At 67.3% G+C, this 17988-nt stretch carries 13 protein-coding genes; 5 read left to right on the top strand and 8 right to left on the bottom strand.

The genetic code is table 11. The features are described from left to right. Positions 1-21: 21 nt before the first annotated feature. The 4 genes from LJ760_RS01190 to LJ760_RS01175 form a co-directional block, all read right to left on the bottom strand. Entirely contained in the window at positions 22-861 is an 840-nt protein-coding gene (locus LJ760_RS01190) for a MetQ/NlpA family ABC transporter substrate-binding protein (protein WP_227918407.1), read from the bottom strand. 125 nt (positions 862-986) lie between these two features. After that, positions 987-1772 carry a methionine ABC transporter permease gene (locus tag LJ760_RS01185; RefSeq protein WP_227918406.1) on the bottom strand — a complete coding sequence of 262 codons (786 nt, stop codon included), beginning with the start codon at positions 1770-1772 and terminating at the stop codon, positions 987-989. After that, positions 1769-2749 (bottom strand): methionine ABC transporter ATP-binding protein, encoded by a 981-nt coding sequence (locus tag LJ760_RS01180; protein WP_227918405.1) that lies wholly within the window; start codon positions 2747-2749, stop codon positions 1769-1771. The genes LJ760_RS01185 and LJ760_RS01180 overlap by 4 nt, the downstream gene beginning before the upstream one ends. Before the next feature lie 255 nt (positions 2750-3004). Then, complete coding sequence (locus LJ760_RS01175; protein ID WP_227918404.1) at positions 3005-3727, bottom strand: 3'-5' exonuclease; 723 nt, start codon at positions 3725-3727, stop codon at positions 3005-3007. Between the two features lie 75 nt (positions 3728-3802). Here LJ760_RS01175 and LJ760_RS01170 point away from each other — a divergent pair, with 75 nt between their 5' ends. The 3 genes from LJ760_RS01170 to LJ760_RS01160 are packed head-to-tail and all read left to right on the top strand — an operon-like array spanning position 3803 to position 11099. Continuing rightward, on the top strand, positions 3803-4264 hold the full coding sequence (locus LJ760_RS01170) for an MGMT family protein (protein WP_227918403.1): 462 nt from the start codon (positions 3803-3805) through the stop codon (positions 4262-4264). Further along, positions 4261-7566, top strand: a complete 3306-nt coding sequence (locus LJ760_RS01165) for an ATP-dependent helicase (RefSeq protein WP_227918402.1) — start codon at positions 4261-4263, stop codon at positions 7564-7566. The genes LJ760_RS01170 and LJ760_RS01165 overlap by 4 nt, the downstream gene beginning before the upstream one ends. Continuing rightward, positions 7563-11099, top strand: a complete 3537-nt coding sequence (locus LJ760_RS01160) for an ATP-dependent helicase (RefSeq protein WP_227918401.1) — start codon at positions 7563-7565, stop codon at positions 11097-11099. Before LJ760_RS01165 ends, LJ760_RS01160 begins: the two co-directional genes overlap by 4 nt. A gap of 41 nt (positions 11100-11140) precedes the next feature. Here the strand turns inward: LJ760_RS01160 and LJ760_RS01155 are convergent, their stop codons facing one another. From LJ760_RS01155 to LJ760_RS17460, 4 genes are all read right to left on the bottom strand, one after another. Next, positions 11141-11830, bottom strand: a complete 690-nt coding sequence (locus tag LJ760_RS01155; protein WP_227918400.1) for a hypothetical protein — start codon at positions 11828-11830, stop codon at positions 11141-11143. Further along, positions 11827-12765, bottom strand: a complete 939-nt coding sequence (locus LJ760_RS01150) for an ABC transporter ATP-binding protein (protein WP_227918399.1) — start codon at positions 12763-12765, stop codon at positions 11827-11829. Before LJ760_RS01150 ends, LJ760_RS01155 begins: the two co-directional genes overlap by 4 nt. After that, complete coding sequence (locus LJ760_RS01145; protein ID WP_227918398.1) at positions 12762-13142, bottom strand: GntR family transcriptional regulator; 381 nt, start codon at positions 13140-13142, stop codon at positions 12762-12764. The genes LJ760_RS01150 and LJ760_RS01145 overlap by 4 nt, the downstream gene beginning before the upstream one ends. Positions 13143-13313: 171 nt before the next feature. After that, positions 13314-14720, bottom strand: coding sequence for a phosphotransferase (locus tag LJ760_RS17460; RefSeq protein WP_227918397.1), 1407 nt, complete (start codon positions 14718-14720; stop codon positions 13314-13316). Between the two features lie 142 nt (positions 14721-14862). Here LJ760_RS17460 and nudC point away from each other — a divergent pair, with 142 nt between their 5' ends. Together nudC and LJ760_RS01130 are read left to right on the top strand one after the other, a co-directional pair. Continuing rightward, a complete protein-coding gene (gene nudC, locus LJ760_RS01135) occupies positions 14863-15825 on the top strand; it encodes an NAD(+) diphosphatase (RefSeq protein WP_227918396.1) in 963 nt (320 codons plus the stop codon). After that, entirely contained in the window at positions 15822-17948 is a 2127-nt protein-coding gene (locus LJ760_RS01130; protein ID WP_227918395.1) for an ATP-dependent DNA helicase UvrD2, read from the top strand. The genes nudC and LJ760_RS01130 overlap by 4 nt, the downstream gene beginning before the upstream one ends. Positions 17949-17988 lie beyond the last annotated feature (40 nt).

Below are 17988 nucleotides of genomic sequence, written 5' to 3'. Positions count from 1 at the left end.
CGGGGTTTTTGTCGTCCTGCCTTAGAAAGCGGCAGTCACATCGCCGTTCGGCCAGGTCTCTTCAATGAAGGCCTTGGTTTCGGGGGAGTGGAGCAGTTCCTCGAGCTTGTCGATCCGTGCGTCCTTGTTGCCGGTCTTCCAGACCAGGAAGTTGGCGTACGGGTTGTCCTCGGCGGATTCCACCAGCAGGGCGTCGTCGGTGTTCAGCCCGGCTTCGAGGATGTAGTTGCCGTTGATGATGGCGAGGTCCACGGTGGGATCCCCGAGGTCGTTGACCAGCAGCTCAGGATTGTTTTCCTGGAAGTCCAGGTTCTTGAAGTTCTGCTCCTCGGTGAGGGTCAGCACCGAGGAGTCGTCGGCGATGTCCTTCACGAGGTCGGCCTCCTCAAGCATCTTCAGGGCGCGGGCCTGGTTCGAGGGGTCATTGGTGACCATCACCCGGGCGCCGTCCTTGATGGAGGAGACGTCGTCGTGCTTATCGGAGAAAGCGGCGTACGGCTCCACGTGGATGCCTGCGCCGTGCTCGAAGTCGTAGCCCTGCTTTTGCATCTGGGATTCCAGGTAGGGCAGGTGCTGGTAGAAGTTGACGTCGCTGTCGCCGTCGTTCAGGGAGATGTTCGGCGTGACGTAGTCGTCAAACTCCTGGATCTCGATTTCCAGGCCGGTGTCCTCGGCGAGGTTGTCACGGACAAACTCGAGGATCCGGGCGTGCGGGGTGGGGCTGGCGCCCACGGTCAGGGTTACCGGGTTTGCGGGGTCAAGGCTCTCCACGGCGCTGGAGGCGGAATCGGATCCACCGCAAGCCGTCAGCGCCAGAGCCGTGGCCACTGAAGTGGCAACGAGGGTAAGTGCTTTACGCATCGAGTGCGTTCCTTTCACGTGACCCGGGAAGCGGAACTCCGCTGTCCGGGGAAGGTGCAGCTAGCGGCTACTGGCTGCAGATCCGGCAGGGCCGGGGCAGGGCCCCGGACTGCCGAAGACGGAGACTAGACAGAGGTCTTGTCGAATTCGCGGTCCGTGCCGGTGCGGGGATCGGCGGCGGCGTCGGTGACCGCAGTGGCCGGACGGCTGCGCCGGCCGGTGCCCGCGGCGGACCGGTGGTCCACCCGGCGGGAAACGAAATCGCCGGCAAGCTGGATGATCTGCACGAGGGCCACGATGATGATGATCGTGACCACCATGACCTGCGTGTCAAAGCGCTGGACGCCGTAGTTATAGGCCAGTCGGCCGAGACCGCCGCCGCCGACAATGCCGGCCATGGCGGAGTAACCCACGAGGGTTACCAGCGTGGTGGTCAGGGCAGCGACGAGGCCGGGCAGGGCCTCGCGCAGCAGCACCTTGGTGACCACCTGCATCTTCGTCGATCCCATCACCAGGGCTGCATCGATCTTGCCGCCGCTGACGTCGCGGAGCGCGTTTTCCACCAGCCGTGCAAAGAACGGGATGGTCGCGATGCTCAGCGAAACGGAGGCGGCCACGGGGCCGATCGAGGTCCCGGTGATGAGGCGTGCCAGCGGAATCAGGGTGACCATGAGGATGGCGAAGGGCACCGACCGGGTGATGTTGACGATGATGTCGCTGACAATCCGGTTGACGACCTTCATCGGGAGCAGGCCCCCGGGCGCACTGACGTGCAGGAACACGCCAAGCGGCAGGCCGATCAGCAGGGTGAAGAAGCCGGAGATGCCGACCATCTGGAGGGTTTCCAGCACGGCTTCGGGCAGTGCCTTGGTGATTCCGGGGTTGTCGAAGAGTCCGGTCAGGAAGTTCATGCTGCCACCTCCACGGTGACGCCCTGCAGGGCGAGGTATTCATGGACGGCGGCCATGTCGGTGTGCGTGTCCAACTGGATGCGCAGCCGTCCGAAGCGGGTGCCGGCCAGCAGCTCGACGCTGCCGGCAAGGACGTTTACATCGGTGTCGAACCGGCGGGTGAGCGCGGAAAGCACCGGGTCCGACGTGGTCTGGCCCGTGAAGAGCAGTTCCAGGACCGGGCCGCCGGGCGACGGCGGCGTTACGGGCAGCGGGATCAGCTGTTTGGCCAGCCGGCCGCGCAGGTCGGAGGCAACCTCGCGCAGCGGGCCGTGTTCCACCACCCGTCCTGCCTCGAGCAGGGATACCGAATCGCAGATCCGCTTCACCACGTTCATCTCGTGCGTGATGATCAGGACCGTCAGGTCCAGGCGGCGGGTGAGATCGGAAATCAGGTCCAGGATGTCGTCCGTGGTGCTGGGGTCCAGGGCCGAGGTCGGCTCATCGCAAAGGAGCACATCCGGATCGGAGGCCAGTGCCCGGGCGATGCCCACGCGCTGCTTCTGTCCGCCGGAAAGCTGGGCGGGGTATGCTCCGGCGCTGCCTTCGAGGCCAACGAGGGCCAGCAGTTCCTTTACCCGGGCGTCGATGACGCTCTTCTTCGTGCCCACCAGCTCCAGCGGGTGGGCGATGTTTGCGGCGGCGGTGCGGGAGTCCATGAGGTTCGCGTGCTGGAACACCATGCCGATCCGGCGGCGGGCCGCGCGGATCTCGGAGTCCTTCACAGCGGTCAGCTCACGGCCGTCGATGGTGACCGAGCCCGACGTCGGCCGGTCCAGCAGGGTCAGGCAGCGGACCAGAGTGGACTTTCCGGCACCGGAGTGGCCGATGATCCCGTGGATCGAACCCTTGGGCACGCTCAGGCTCACGCCGTCCAGTGCAGTGACCATGCGGTCGCCCTGCCGGTAGACCTTGCGAAGGTCGGTAACTGTGATCATTCGTCCTCGTCATATGCGTTCAATGGCCGGACCGGAGCATGGGGAAAGGGGCACGGTTCTGTGCCGTGCCCAAATGCCGGCTGTGCGGAGGGTGCCTGCCAATCTCGTGGCGCGAGACGGTACGCGCGCGTAAGAACGCGGGTACGCCTGGGGCGCCATCAGCGCCAAACACAGTTACCAGTATCGCATGTTGGCTGCCGCGCTCCGGCCAAAGTGACGGCCCGTGAAGGAGCCGGGACGGCAGCCGCGGAAGGGTCAGGCCGGGTCGAGGACGGACCCGGGCGCGTGGTCCGGCGCGGCACGGAACGGCCAGCTGCCGTCGATCACGGCTTCCGGTTCCCGGCGCCGGAGGTATTCCTGGAAGCTGGCAGCCTGGGCTGCGGCCCAGCCGACCTGGGACTCGTGGAGGGTGCGCGCATCGCACTGCAGTTCCGGATACTTCGCGGCCATGACTGCTGCCACGGAAAGGGTGGCCGCGACGTCGGCCGCTGAGGTATGCGCATTCTCGAACCCCACGCCGTAGTGCTCGGCCATGGCGGTGAGGGTGCGCTTGCCGCGGCGGAACCGGTCCACCTGCTTGTCCAGGATGTACGGGTCGATGACGGGAACCGGATGGGGAGCCGTGAGGCCGAAGCGTTCGCATTCGCGGGCCAGGACCGTGAAGTCATAGCAGGCGTTGAAAGCCAGGACGGGAATGCCTGCTGCGAACATGCCGGCCAGCACCTCGGCCACCTCGGCCGTGACGGCGGCAGGGTTCCCGCCCTCCGCCCGGGCGCGTTCATTGGTGATGCCGTGGATGGCTGCCGCCTCGGCGGGGATCGGGATCTCGGGGCAGGCCAGCCACTCGTGGTGCTGCAGGGTTTCGCCCCGGCCGTTGACCAGGATGATGGATGCGGTGACGATCCGCGCGGTCTGCGGGTCCCGGCCCGTGGTCTCCAGGTCGAAGGCCGCCCGGGGAAGTTCATGCCAGCTGTTCATGCCTCAAACCTATCGGGGAGCGGTGACATTCCCGGGATTGGCGGCGGCGCCGCCGGCGTCGGTACCCTACTGGATATGCGCAGGGACTACGCCGACGCGGTGCTGGCTGTGGCCGATCTCATACCGCCCGGACGGGTGCTCTCCTATGGGGACATTGCCGAACTGCTCGACGCCGGCGGCCCGCGGCAGGTGGGCGCAGTAATGTCCGCACGCGGCTCCGAGGTGTGCTGGTGGCGGGTCCTGCGATCGTCGGGACAACCCCCGCGCTGCCATGAAGGGCGCGCCTGGGAACACTACCGGCTCGAGGGCACCCCGGTGCGCGGGACGGCGGACGACGACGGCGCGGGCTACCGGGTGCGGATCGAAGCCGCCCGCTGGCAGCCCGACGAGGCGGAATGGGACCGTTTGGACCGCCTGCGGACCGGTCTGCAGAACACCCAGCGGGCTGCCCCGGAGACGCCGGACTCCACCGGCCGGCAACCACCGGGGGCACCGATATCAGGAATGTCGGAGGGACATGATGAAGTGGAACCATGAGCGTTGAACTCCAACTCGTCGGTCCGGCTGCAAGCGCATTGTCAGCGCCCCGGCTCAGCGCAGACCAGCAGGCCGTGGTGGACCTGCCCACGGGCAGCGGCCCCGTGCTCGTCCTCGGAGCGCCGGGAACCGGCAAGTCCACCGTCCTGGTGGAAGCCGCCGTCGCACGGATTGAACGCGACGGGCTTGATCCTTCCCATCTGCTGATGCTCGCCCCTTCACGGCTCGCCGCTGCCGGCCTGCGGGATGCGCTCTCGGCACGGCTGCAGGGAACCCTGAGCACCGCGCCCGCCCGCACCTGGGCCTCCTACGCCTTCGACCTGATCCGGCGCGCCAAGACCGAAGGCCGCCTGCCCTACATCACGCGGGCTCCGAAGCTGCTCTCCGGCGCTGAACAGGACGTCATCATCAAGGAACTGCTGGCCGGGCACGGACAGCAGGGGGTGCCGGAACTGCCCTGGCCGGACAGTCTGGACCTTGCCCTGGGGACCCGCGGCTTCCGGCAGGAAATCCGCCAGCTCTTCGACCGCGTCATTGAGTACGGCATCTCCGCCGAGGAGCTGCGCGAGCTGGGACAGCGGCACGGACGTCCGGACTGGGTGGCCGCCGCGGAACTCTACGCCGAGTACCGGGACGTCCTGGACCTGCGCATGCCGGAGTCCTTCGATCCGGCAGGGATTATCACTTCAGCCCTCAACATCCTGCACTCGGATCCGGAATTCCTGGCCGCCGAGCGGGAACGCCAGCAGCTGGTGCTGGTGGATGACCTGCAGGAAGCCAACCCGGCCATCCACAGCCTCTACGCGCTGCTCGCCGGCACCGGGGACTCCATCGCCGCCGCCTGCCCCGACACCGTGGTCCAGGGCTTCCGCGGCGCCCGCCCGGATCTGGTGGGCCAGCTGGGCAGGCATTTTGACGGCCGCCTCCAGACCAGCGTCCTGACCACCTCACACCGGCTGACCGGTTCGCTGGCGGGAGCCTGGACCCGGACGGCCTCACGGATTTCCGTGGTCGGCTCCCTGCCGTCCTACCGGACCGCCGTGGCCGATGCCCGGTTCATCGGGAAAGCGCCGGCGAATGTTCCAGCCGGCGGCGGAACCCCCGACAACGCACCGGGCCCCGACGCGCCGGAACCCGATGCCGCTCCGGCGGCGGGTACTGCCGAGGCCCATGTGGTGGACACCCCCATGCATGAGCAGCGTTACGTGGCGCAGCGGATCCTGGAAGCGCAGCTGCTGCAGGGCCGTTCGCTCGAGGACATCGCCGTCATTGTCCGGACCGGCGCCCAGCTGGCTGCCCTCCAGCGCTACCTCACCGGCCAGGGGATCGAAGTCAAGGTCCCCGTCGCCGAACGGGCGGTCCGCGATGAAGCCGCCGTCCGCCCGCTGCTGGACGCGTTCGCCGTCGTGCTGGATCCGGACCTGCTGACTCCCGAGCTGGCAGTGTCCCTGCTGACTTCACGGATCGGCGGCGCCAGCACGCTGGAACTGCGCCGGCTGCGGCAGGCCCTGCGCCGGGAAGAGCGCGGCGCCGGCGGCGGACGGACCAGCGACGTACTGCTGGTGGAGTCGCTGCTGGACCCGGAATCGGAATCCGGCCGGGCCCTTGCGGGCCTGAGCTGGGATGCCCGCCCGGCCGCCCAGCGCATTTCCGCCATGCTGGCCGCTGGCCGGACAGCAGTCCAGGAGCCGGGAGCCACGGCGGAGACCGTCCTGTGGGCTTTGTGGTCCGTTTCCGGCTGGTCCAAGCGCTGGGCGGAAACGGCGCTGTCCGGAGGTCCGGGCGCCTCCCGCGCGGACCGGGACCTGGACGCGATCATGGCCTTGTTCCAGACCGCGGAACGCTATGTCGACCAGCTGCCCGGCTCCACCCCGGCCCAGTTCCTGGATTACCTCACCAGTTCCGAGCTGCCCATGGATACGTTGGCCGCCCGTGCCCAGCGCCGCGAGGCGGTGGAGCTGCTTACCCCGGCCAGTGCTGCCGGCCGGGAATGGCCGATGGTGATAGTCGCCGGCATCCAGCAGGATGTGTGGCCCAACCTGCGCCTGCGCGGTGAACTGCTGGGCAGCGGCGAGCTGGTGGCAGCGGTCGAGCACGGCGACAATTTCCGGGCACACCGCAGCCCGCTGACACTCATGCAGTCCATCCGCTTTGACGAACTGCGCAGCTTCTCCACCGCCATTTCGCGTGCCCGCGAAGTACTGATCTGCACGGCCGTCTCGTCCGAAGACGAGCAGCCCTCGTCCTTCCTGGACCTCGTGGCACCGCTGGAACCGGGGGCGGAAAAACGGCAGCGCACCGAAGTCCTGCGCCCGCACACCCTGCGCTCGCTGGTGGCGGAACTGCGCCGTTACGCCCAGCAGCCCGCGGAAGATCCGGAAGCAGCCGCCGAAGCCGTCCATCACTTGGGGACCATGCTGAACCATCCCGTTCCGGTCCCCGGAGCCCATCCGGAGCAATGGTGGGGCCTCGCGCCGCTGTCCAGCACCGCTCCGATCCTGCCCCCGGATGCGCGGATCCCGGTCTCGCCCTCCAAGGTCGACGCCGTGCTGAAGTCGCCCCTGAGCTGGTTCGTCTCCGCTGCGGGCGGCGAGCAGGCCACCGACTTCGCCCGTTCCCTGGGCACGCTGGTGCATTCCATTGCGCAGGACATGCCCGACGCCGCCGGCAGTGAGTACGTGCAGGAGCTGCAGAAACGCTGGCCGTCCCTGGGCATGAAGGACAATTGGGAGGGCCAGATGGACTATCAGCGGGCCGAAACCATGGTCCGCAAGCTCGCCGAATACGTCCTCACCATGCGCCGCAGCGGCCGATCCCTCATCGCGGTCGAAAAAGACTTCGAGGTGGAACTGCCGGTGGAGATCGACGGCGCCGTCCGCACCGCCCTGCTGCGCGGGCAGATCGACCGGCTGGAAGCCGACGAGTACGGCCGGCTGTTCATCGTGGACCTGAAGACCGGCAAATCGGCCCCGAAAAAGGACGACCTGCAGGGCCACCCGCAGCTGGCCGCCTACCAGGAGGCGGTGCGGGAAGGTGCGCTGCCGGACGCCCCTCCGGCGCCTGGCGGAGCCGCCCTGGTGCAGCTGGGCACCACGAACAAGGGTGTTTCCGTCCAGGAACAGCCGCCGCTGGATCCCGATGACACCACGGCGCGCGATATGGTCCGCAATGCGGCGGCCCTGATGTCCGCCGCGTTCTTCGAGACCGTTCACGACCCGGGCCGCAGCGGTTTTGGCGGGAACGGCTGCCGGCTGCCCGAAATCTGTCCCATCTGTGCTGAAGGAAAGCAGGTCACCGAGTGAGTGCGCCCGTAACGGTACCGGGGGAGCTGCCGGAAGCGGCGCCCGTTCCGAAGTACTCCGCCCGGGAGCTGGCGGAACTGCTGCACACCGATCCGAATTCGCCGGTGCAGTACCCCACCGAGGACCAGGCCGGAATCATCGAAGGTCCCCTCGAACCCCTGCTGGTCATTGCCGGTGCCGGGTCGGGCAAAACCAAGACCATGGCGGACCGGGTTGTCTGGCTCGTGGCCAACGAACTGGTCCGGCCCGAACAGATCCTCGGGGTCACCTTCACGCGCAAGGCGGCCGGCGAGCTGGCCACCCGCATCCGCGCGCGCCTGAACCTGCTCTACCACCAGCTCGACGCCGGACCCGGCGGAGCAGCGGACCCGGACACTGCCGGCGGCGGCGAGGAACGGATGGAACCAAGCGTTTCCACCTACCATTCCTACGCGAACGGCATCGTGAACGACTACGGCCTGCGGATCGGCGTCGAACGCGATTCCGTCATGCTCGGCGGCGCGCAGTCCTGGCAGCTGGCCAATGAAGTGGTGGAAGCCTATTCCGGGGAATACGAACACTTCACCGCAGCCAAGTCCACCCTGGTCGGCGCGGTGCTGCAGATGGCCGGCGAATGCTCCGAACACCTGCGCACCCCCGCCCAAGTACGCGCCGAGCTCGAATCCCACGTGGCCGCGGTGACGGCCCTGCCGTATCAGTTCGGCAAGCCGAAGGAACCCACCCAGGCAGCCAGGAAGCTGATCAACCGCCTCCGCACGCGCATCTCCGTGACCGAACTGGTGGAAGCGTACCGGCAGGCCAAGGCGGAACGCCGGCAGCTCGACTTCGGCGACCTCGTGGAACTGGCCGCCCGGATTGCCGCCACCATCCCCGAAGCCGTGGAAATGGAGCGCGCCAAGTTCAAGGTGGTGCTGCTGGACGAGTTCCAGGACACCTCCCACGCGCAGATGGTGCTTTTCTCCAACCTGTTCGGCGACGGGCGTTCCGTCACCGCCGTGGGTGACCCGCATCAGTCCATTTACGGGTTCCGCGGGGCCTCGGCCGGCCAGCTCGGCACCTTCCGGGAGAAGTTCCCGCTGTTCACCGACACCGGCCGGGAACTGGCGCCGCTGGCGAACCTGTCCGTCGCCTGGCGGAACTCCACCTCCGTGCTGGCGGCAGCCAACACCGTCTCCACCCCGCTCAACGGGGTTGCCCCGTGGCTTAAGCACCAGCGCCTGCCGCACGTACCCGAGCTGCAGGCCAAGCCCAACGCCCCCGTGGGCGAGGTGTATCTGGGCCGCTACCTCTGTGATGTCTCGGTGGAGCCGGGCAAGGGCACGTCGGAACGAATCCTGGGGGAAGCCGAGGCCGTAGCTGAGCAGGTGGCGTTCCACCGCAGCCGCAAAGCGGAGCTCGGCGGGCACGATGACCGCGGGAAGGAACTGACGCCCACGGTGGCGGTGCTGTGCCGGGGGCGGAAGCAGTTCGAACCGATCCGCAAGGAACTTGAGCAGCGGGGGATTCCGGTGCAGATTGTCGGCCTGGGCGGACTGCTGTCCACCCCGGAAGTGGTTGACCTGCTCGCTGTCCTGCGGGTTCTGGGTGACCCGGGACGTTCCGATTCGATGCTGCGGATCCTGGCCGGAGCCCGGTGGCGGATCGGGCCGGCGGACCTCATGGCACTGGCTGATTGGTCCCGGCACCTGGTCCGCGTCCGTGAACGGGCCGTGCGGGTTGCCGACGCTGCGGATATCCACGGCCCGGACGAAGGGCCGGACCTCGTAGTGGAGGCGGATTTGGTGGAGGCCGGCAGCCTAGTGGAAGCCGTGGACTCACTGCCGCGTCCCGGCTGGGTGTCCAACGCCGGAAGGTCCCTCTCCGAAGAGGGGCTGAAGCGCCTGACCCGGCTGCGGAACGAGCTCCGGGACCTGCGCGGTTTTGTCGGCGAGGACCTGACCACGCTGATCGGGGAAGTGGAACGCCGGATCCTGCTCGACATCGAGGTCGCCGCCAAGCCCGGGGTGAGCCTGCACGAGTCCCGGCGGAACCTCGACGCCTTCATCGACGCCGCAGCCACCTTCAGCTCGTCCGCCGAACGGGTGGATCTGGCCGCGTTCCTGGCGTGGCTGGAAGCGGCCAACTCCGAGGAAAACGGCCTGCCCGTGACGCCGCTTGAGCCGAGCCGGGAAGCGGTCCAGCTCCTCACGGTCCACGCATCCAAGGGCCTGGAATGGGACATCGTGGTGGTTCCGGGCCTGAACGAGGCTTCGTTCCCCAATGACAAGGATTCGCGCTGGAGCAGCGGTGACGCCGCCATCCCGTGGACCCTGCGCGGCGACAGCCTGGACCTGCCGCAGTGGGACTGGGAACAGGTAGACCAGAAGTCCTGGCTGGAAAGCGAAAAGCTCTTCAGCGAAGATGCCAAGGGCCATGCAGAACGTGAGGAACGCCGGCTGGCCTACGTGGCGTTCACCCGCGCCAAGTCCGTGCTGATCTGCACCTCCTCCGCCTGGGGCGGGGGACGGTCCAAACCACTGGCCCCCTCGCGGTACCTGCAGGACCTCTACGACCTGGAGCAGTCCGGAGCGTCGGGTTACCGGCTCCTGCACTGGGTCCTGCCCGAGGACGAAGGGACGGAAAACCCGGCCAACGCCGAGGCGGAACGGGCAGTCTGGCCGGTCGACCCGCTGGGACCGCGCCGGCAGGCAATGGAGGCCGCAGCGGAAGCCGTGCTGGAATCGGCCGGCAGCCGGGCGGCAAAGGCCCGGAACTTGGACGGGACCGTGGGAGAGGGGCCGGGCCAGGGAGAAGAACGCCTGCCCGGGCAGGATCCCGAGCCTGCTGATACCGCTGCTGCGTCCCTGATCGGGCGCTGGAGCCGCGAAACGGAACTGGTGCTGGCGAGGCACCGTCCGCCGAACGAGGTGGTGCAGGTGGAACTCCCCGCCCACATTTCGGCATCCATGCTGGTGGATCTGAAGGACAACCCGGCGGAGGTTACCCGGCAGCTCCGCCGCCCGGTTCCCCGGCAACCGGGCATGGCCGCCCGCAAGGGCACCGCCTTCCACGCCTGGGTCGAGGAGTTCTTCGGTGCCAGCGGCATGCTGGACATCGACGAATACCCCGGGGCCGCCGACGCCTATGTGGATGAGGCCTATCAGCTGGAAGACATGATTGCCACGTTCGAGGCCTCGGACTGGGCGCAGCGGACGCCGGCCTTCATCGAAGTGCCGGTGGAGACCAAGGTGGACACCGTCGTCGTCCGCGGCCGGATTGACGCCGTGTTCCAGGACGCGGACGGCACGTGGGACCTCATCGACTGGAAAACCGGCGCTCCGCCGTCGTCGCAGAAGCTCGATGTGCGGTCCGTGCAGCTCGCCGTGTACCGGCTGGCCTGGGCACGGCTCAAGGGTGTTCCGCTGGAGCAGGTACGGGCTGCCTTCTACTATGTGGCCGCCGACAAGCTGGTCCGGCCGTACAACCTGGCCGGCGAAGACGAACTCGAGGAGATCATCCGGGAGGCAGCAAAAACCCCGTCCGCCGGATACTGATTCGGCGGACGGGGTTCGGGGAGCTGGACCGGAAGGGCGGATCAGGGAACGGCACGCCGAAGCGTGGCATAGGACGTGAGGGCAAGCAGTGCACCGGCAGCCAGCAGCCAGCCGGCCAGCGACAGGGGCGTCAGCTGCACTATCCAGGCGCCGACCGAAGGCCAGGCCTCCCGCCAGGTGATCAGGGCGATAACTCCCAGCAGGACGGCCCCGGCACCCACCAGCGCTGCCGTGAGTCCAATCGTCCGCCACCGCTTGTAGATGGTCGAACTCCAGAAGCCCAGCAGGAACAGCAGGATGGCGACCGCGAAATAGAAGAGGATCAGGCTGTACCAGGTGCCCTCGGCAATCCACGGGATGGCGAAGATGGCGCCCTTCATGCCCCAGCCGTCGGTTGCCTGCTCCACCAGGCCCAGTACCCAATACAGGACCGCGAGAGCCAGGGCGACCAGGGAGAACAATCCGATGGTGCCGATGTAGAAGGCGCGCCGGCTGACGCTGAGGGCCTGCGAGAAGGGGAAGAGCAGGGTCATGGCCTGGATGCCCAGGGCAAAGAAATACCACATCACGGCCTGCCCGGAGCCCGAAATGACGTTCGAGGCGTCGTCCGGGATCATCGCGAAGATGGCCAGCGAAATCAGTGTGGAGGCAGCCAGGATAATCAGCGGAATCCACAGGTAGATCCATTTATTGGTCAGCTGCATTCGCGCCACGGCTACTGCACGGTTCATTGGAACGCCTCCAGGCTGTCTGTTGCCGCAGTGCCGGACGGCTTCTCTACGCCATCGGCCTGCAGGGTCTTGCGGACAATGAGTTGCTGCAGGGATACCGGGGTCAGCTGCAACCCAAGCTCTGCGGCCTCCCGGCGCCCGGCGTCGTCCAGCCGGTGCTCTACGGTCACCGAGGCAAGGGACCCCAGGGATTCGCGGTGCAGCACCGGGTACCCGGTGATGAAGGACTCGACGACGTCCGCAGTTCCGGTGATGGTTACGGCGCTGCCCCTGATGTTCTCTGCGTCGTCATCCAGGACAATCCTGCCGTTGTCGATCACGATCACGTGCTCCAGGAGAAGGGCCACTTCGTCGATCAGATGCGAGGAAAGCACGATGGTGCGGGGATGCTCTGCGAAGTCTTCAACCAGCCGGTCGTAGAAAATCTGCCGGGCCACGGCGTCGAGCCCCAGGTAGGGCTCATCAAAGAAGGTGATTTCCGCCCGTGAGGCCAGTCCGAGAACCACTCCGACGGCGGAAAGCTGGCCGCGGGAAAGCTTCTTCAACCGGCGCTTGACCGGCAGGTGGAATTCTTCCGCGAGCGAGGCGGCGAACCCGGCATCCCAGTTGGGATAAAGAAGCGCGGCGGATGCAAAAGCGTTGGCCGCGGTGAAATCGTCCGGGTATTTCTGTGATTCGCGGACGAAGCACAGCCGTTGCAGGACCCGGTCATTTTCGAAGGGGTGTTCTCCGAAGACCCGTACCTCGCCGGAAGACTCAAAGCCCTGGGCCGTGAGGATGGACATCAGGGTGGTCTTGCCCGCTCCGTTGCGTCCGAGCAGCCCGTAAATGCGGCCGCCGGAGATATCCAGGTCAACGTTGTCGAGCGCTAGCTGGTCCCGGTAACGGCGCGTAAGGTTCCGGGTTTCTATCACGTTCGTGGTGCCGGCAGTCATGGCGCCATGCTCCCTTCGGTGTCGACGGCACTGCGCTGAATCAATCCGGCGAGCTGGGTGCCGTCAATACCCAGCTTCCGCGCTTCGATTGTCAGCGGACGGACGTACTGCTCGTAGAACTGTTCCCGCCGCTTTTTGAGGACGGCTTCCCTGGCTCCGGGCGCCACGAACATGCCGATGCCCCTGCGCTTATAGAGGATGCCCTCATCCACAAGGAGATTGATGCCCTTGGCCGCCGTCGCCGGGTTGATCCGGTAAAAGGCTGCGAACTCATTGGTGGAAGGCACCTGGCTTTCCTCCTTGAGGGTTTCGTCAAGGATGTCGCCTTCGACGCGTTCGGCGATCTGTTGAAAGATCGGCCTGCTGTCATCTATCAAAGCGGCTCCTGTGTTTTCGTGCCGGGGACCCAAGTCCCCGGTTCACTACTTGCTTGGTTCATTACTGATGTAACTAACCTAGGGCAGGAGCCGGGACATTGCAACAGCTTCTAAAAGAAAAAAGGTGCCCCGCCGAAAATCGGCGGGGCACCGGAGTGCGGGCGTGCGGGGCTATTTCTCCGGAACCGGGGCCAGCGGGAGGGCCGTCGTTTCGGTGCCCGGCTGGCTCTTGTCGGACTGCCCGTCGCGGGAAGCGCTGTCACCGGAAGCGTTGTCCGCCGCGGCGTCGGTTTCCGGATCGTTCCCGGAGCCAGTGGCCACGCCGGAAGCTGCGGCTTCATCCGCTTCGGCTTCCCCGGGTGTTCCCTCGTCGGGGGACAGGGTTCCCCGCACGCTCTCATCAGGTTCGCGGCGGTCCGTGGCCGCTGCGGTTTCGGTGTCGTTTTCCGTGTCGAACCCTGTTTCGGTACCGACCACGCGGCTGACGCTGCCGGTGTCCGGGCCGGCGTCGTTAGCGCCTGACGCCGTGGGTGCCGCGTCCGGGGCAATGGGGACAACGGTAACCTTGGCGGCAGCCGGCCGGACTGCCGCCGCGGCCGCGGCTTCGGCTTCCGCGGCCCGGGCGTCCGCAGCGCGGGCCTGGCTGTCCCGCCGGTCAGACGCTTCCTGCGCCAGTACGTCTTCTTCGAGGGTGCCGAGCATCTCCACAGCTTCATCGACCATGGTGGAGTTCTCCGCGGCGACGCCGCGCACCAGCCACTGCGCGAGGGCGAATTCCGCAGACAATGCTGCCCGGCGGATCAGGTGCGGATCCTCGGGATCGTTGCTGGCTTCCAAATAGGCCGCGTGCACGGTCTCCGTGAACCGGGGATCGTTGGCCGCGATCAACCACGCGAAATCATCTGCCGGGTCGCCCACCCGGAGATCGGTCCAGCCGGTCACCGCGCTGACCCGTTCGCCGGTGAGCAGGATGTTGTCTTCATGCAGGTCGCCGTGGACCACGGTGGGCTTGAAACGCCACAGCGAGACGTCTTCCAGTGCGTGCTCCCAGCGGCGCAGCAGTACGGCGGGGATCTTGCCGGTGGTGGCCGCCTGGTCCAGCTCATTCAGGCGCCGCTGCCTGAACTCGTTCGCGCTGTAGCTCGGCAGATCCGCGGAGGTAACCAGCTCCCGGGGAATGGCATGGATCGCGGCCATGGCCCGGCCGATCTCCGTGGCGACGGAACGCCCGGCCGTCACCAGGGCATCAATGCTCCGGAGGGCGCCCGGAAGGTGGGAATAGACGAAAGTGCAGAGCTCGCCCTGGCGGACGGTGCCGGCAACATAGGGCAGGGCAAACGGCAATTCGGCCCTCACCGCCGGGACAAACGTGCGCAGGACCAGCAGTTCGGTCTCCAGGCGCATACTGGCCTCGAGGTGTTTGGGGGACCGGACGCGCCACCGGCGCCCGGCGTCGTCAATCAGCAGCGCCGCGTCAAAATCGGCAGCGTCGTCCGGGGAACCGGCAACGCCGGTAGGGGTCAGCCCTGGGACGGCAGCGCTGGCCATTGCAGCCAATTCCATGGGGGTCCGTTTCACATCTTCAACCGTATGGGCAGATGTGGTCCGAATAACCATTGCCGGGCGGCGAGTCGTCCAAACCGTGAGGAAAACCTCAGACCGGGCACGGCGCCGGGGGCCAACTACAGTTTGGGGGGAGGGAGTCAGTACGGTAGGTGGTATGAGTATCCCGGCACCGGCAGCAGAAGCAACTCCATTGGGTTTATTACCGCTGGCGCGCACGGCCGTGGACCGGGGCTCGGAGCGCCGCGTGGCACCGGATCTCTTCGAAACCATCCGTGCCGACGCCGGAACCCGGGTCATGTACCTGGCTTCAGGCCGCACGCTCGTCCGCGACGGCGCCCTGGTGCTCTTTGAACCGCCTGCGGCGGGCTTTGGCGACGATCCCGTCTATCTGGGCCGGACGCTTGAAGATGCGCAGGTGCCGCTGGGAACCGACGTCGTGCTGGTGACCCTGCCCGAACCTGATGAAGCGCTCGCCGTGGACGGCGCCGCCTGGGTGAGCCTGCGTGAAGCCGCAACCCATCTGGGTGCCCTGGACGCAGGGCTGTTCGTCGAGGCAGCTTCCATCGCCAACTGGCACTCCGTGCACACCCACTGCCCGCGCTGCGGTGCACGGACTGTTCCGGAGCAGGGCGGCTGGGTCCGCCGCTGTCCCGAGGACGGCAGCTCACACTTCCCGCGCACCGACCCCGCCATCATCGTTGCCGTTATTGACGAGCAGGACCGTATCCTGCTTGGCTCGGCAGCTGCCTGGGCGGGGAACCGGTATTCCACCCTCGCCGGATTCGTTGAGCCCGGGGAATCGCTGGAGGCCGCCGTCATCCGCGAGGTGGCTGAAGAGTCCAACGTGGTTGTCCACAGCCCGCAGTACCTCGGTTCGCAGCCGTGGCCGTTCCCGTGTTCACTCATGCTGGGCTTCACCGCCCGCGCACAGAACGCGGAAGCGAAGGCCGACGGCGTCGAAATGTCCGATGTCCGCTGGTTCAGCCGGACGGAACTCACCGATGCCGTGGCCAGCGGCGAAATCACCATTGCAGGCCCCATATCCATCGCCCGTAACCTGATCGAGCGCTGGTACGGCGGCACCATAACCGAACCGGAGGCCAACGCCCGCGCATGAGCAGTGAATCACCAGAAGCACGAATCCTTGCAGGGCTCGACGACGAGCAGCGGGCAGTAGCCACCACCCTCACCGGCCCCCTCTGCGTCCTGGCAGGTGCCGGTACCGGTAAGACCCGTGCCATCACGCACCGGATGGCCTACGGCGTGGCCACCGGCGTCTACAAGCCGCAGCAGGTGCTCGCGGTTACCTTCACGGCGCGGGCCGCAGCGGAAATGCGCACCAGGCTCCGGGACCTCGGGGCCGGCGGCGTCCAGGCGCGGACCTTCCACGCTGCCGCGCTGAAGCAGCTGCAGTACTTCTGGCCGCATACCGTCGGCGGAGCGATGCCCGGCCTGCTGGACCACAAGGCCCAGATCATCGCGGAAGCCGCGCGGCGCCTGAGGCTGTCCACCGACCGGGCCGCCATCCGCGACGTTGCCGCGGAAATCGAATGGGCGAAGGTTTCCATGCTTACGCCGGACAGCTACGTGCGGGCCGCCGGTGACCGGGAACCCCCGGCAGGGTTTGACCTGACGGCCATTTCGCGGATCTTCCAGTCCTACGAGGACGTAAAAGTGGACCGCAACATCATCGACTTCGAAGACGTCCTGCTGATCATGGTGGGAATCCTCCAGGAAGACGAGCGGGTGGCAGCCATGGTGCGGGACCAGTACCGGCACTTCGTGGTGGACGAGTACCAGGACGTTTCACCGCTGCAGCAGCGGCTCTTGGACCTGTGGCTGGGCGCCCGTAACGAACTCTGCGTGGTGGGCGATTCCAGCCAGACCATCTACTCCTTCACCGGCGCCACCCCGCGGCACCTGCTGGACTTCACCAAGCGGTTCCCCGGCGCCGACGTCATCAAGCTGGTCCGCGATTACCGCTCCACGCCGCAGGTGGTCGGCCTGGCGAACCGGATCCTCGCAGCCCGCACGGCCGAGGGGGAGCGGAACCGGACGGCGCCGGCCTGGCCCACGCCGCTGGAGCTGGTGGCGCAGCGGCCGGCCGGTCCGGAGCCGACGTTTACCGAATGCGCCGACGACGAAGCAGAAGCCGCGCACGTGGCCTCCTCCATCAAGGCACTGATCGAACAGGGGGTCCAGGCCAGCGAGATCGCCGTCCTCTTCCGTACCAACGGACAGTCGCAGGCCTATGAGCAGGCGCTGGCGTCAGCGGGTATCGGTTACCAGCTGCGCGGCGGCGAGCGGTTCTTCGCCCGCCGCGAGGTCCGCGACGCGGTGCTGCAGCTCCGCGCAGCGTCCCGGTCCGTGGGCAACGAGCCCGTGCCCCAGATGGTGCGGGACATCCTGGCTTCCCTGGGCTACACGTCCGAGGCGCCGACAGGGGGCGGCGCCACGCGGGAACGCTGGGAATCCCTGGCGGCGCTCGTGGCGCTCGCCGAAGAGCTGCAGGTCACCCGGACCCGTGACCCGGACAGCATCTTCACCATGCAGGACTTCGTGGCGGAACTGGAGGAACGTGCCGCGGCACAGCATGCACCCCGCGTCCAGGGGGTGACCCTGGCGTCCCTGCACTCGGCCAAGGGCCTGGAGTGGGATGCGGTGTTCCTGGTAGGACTGAGCGAAGGCCTGATGCCCATTTCCTTTGCCGACACCCCCGAAGCCGTCGACGAGGAACGTCGGCTGCTCTACGTGGGCATTACCCGTGCCCGGGAACACCTGGCTCTGTCCTGGTCCACGGCCCGGACACCGGGCGGGCGTGCCAACCGGAAACCGTCAAGGTTCCTGGACGGACTGCGTCCCCGGACGGAGCGGGACGCCGGACGGACGGCCGGACCGGCCAAGCAGGCCCGGCGCAAGGTCACCGGGCCGGCGAAGTGCCGCAGCTGCGGTGCCCTGCTGAATACCGGCGCCGAACGCAAGGTCGGGCGCTGCGGGGACTGCCCGGTGACCTATGAGGAAGCGACCTTCGACGCGCTGCGGGAATGGCGCCGTGAAGCGGCCGCCGAAGCAGGTATTCCGGCCTTTGTGGTGTTCACGGATGCCACCCTGGTCGCCATCGCGGAAGACCGGCCGCCGTCACTGAACCGGCTGGCCACCCTGCCCGGCGTCGGTCCGTCGAAACTGGAACGCTACGGCGAGGCGGTACTGAAGGTGCTCGAGGAAAGCGCCGGAGCCTAGCCGCCTGGCCGCCCGCCGGCCGCCGGACCTTGACGCGGGC

The sequence above is a fragment of the Arthrobacter sp. zg-Y895 genome (assembly GCF_020731025.1).
Classification (GTDB): domain Bacteria; phylum Actinomycetota; class Actinomycetes; order Actinomycetales; family Micrococcaceae; genus Arthrobacter_B.
This window is presented reverse-complemented; position numbering and strand designations above follow the sequence as displayed.

Coding starts and splice junctions, on each gene's coding strand:
- LJ760_RS01190 (WP_227918407.1), bottom strand. CDS start 861: ATGCGTAAAGCACTTACCCTCGTTGCCACTTCAGTGGCCACGGCTCTG.
- LJ760_RS01185 (WP_227918406.1), bottom strand. CDS start 1,772: ATGAACTTCCTGACCGGACTCTTCGACAACCCCGGAATCACCAAGGCA.
- LJ760_RS01180 (WP_227918405.1), bottom strand. CDS start 2,749: ATGATCACAGTTACCGACCTTCGCAAGGTCTACCGGCAGGGCGACCGC.
- LJ760_RS01175 (WP_227918404.1), bottom strand. CDS start 3,727: ATGAACAGCTGGCATGAACTTCCCCGGGCGGCCTTCGACCTGGAGACC.
- LJ760_RS01170 (WP_227918403.1), top strand. CDS start 3,803: ATGCGCAGGGACTACGCCGACGCGGTGCTGGCTGTGGCCGATCTCATA.
- LJ760_RS01165 (WP_227918402.1), top strand. CDS start 4,261: ATGAGCGTTGAACTCCAACTCGTCGGTCCGGCTGCAAGCGCATTGTCA.
- LJ760_RS01155 (WP_227918400.1), bottom strand. CDS start 11,830: ATGAACCGTGCAGTAGCCGTGGCGCGAATGCAGCTGACCAATAAATGG.
- LJ760_RS01150 (WP_227918399.1), bottom strand. CDS start 12,765: ATGACTGCCGGCACCACGAACGTGATAGAAACCCGGAACCTTACGCGC.
- nudC (WP_227918396.1), top strand. CDS start 14,863: ATGAGTATCCCGGCACCGGCAGCAGAAGCAACTCCATTGGGTTTATTA.
- LJ760_RS01130 (WP_227918395.1), top strand. CDS start 15,822: ATGAGCAGTGAATCACCAGAAGCACGAATCCTTGCAGGGCTCGACGAC.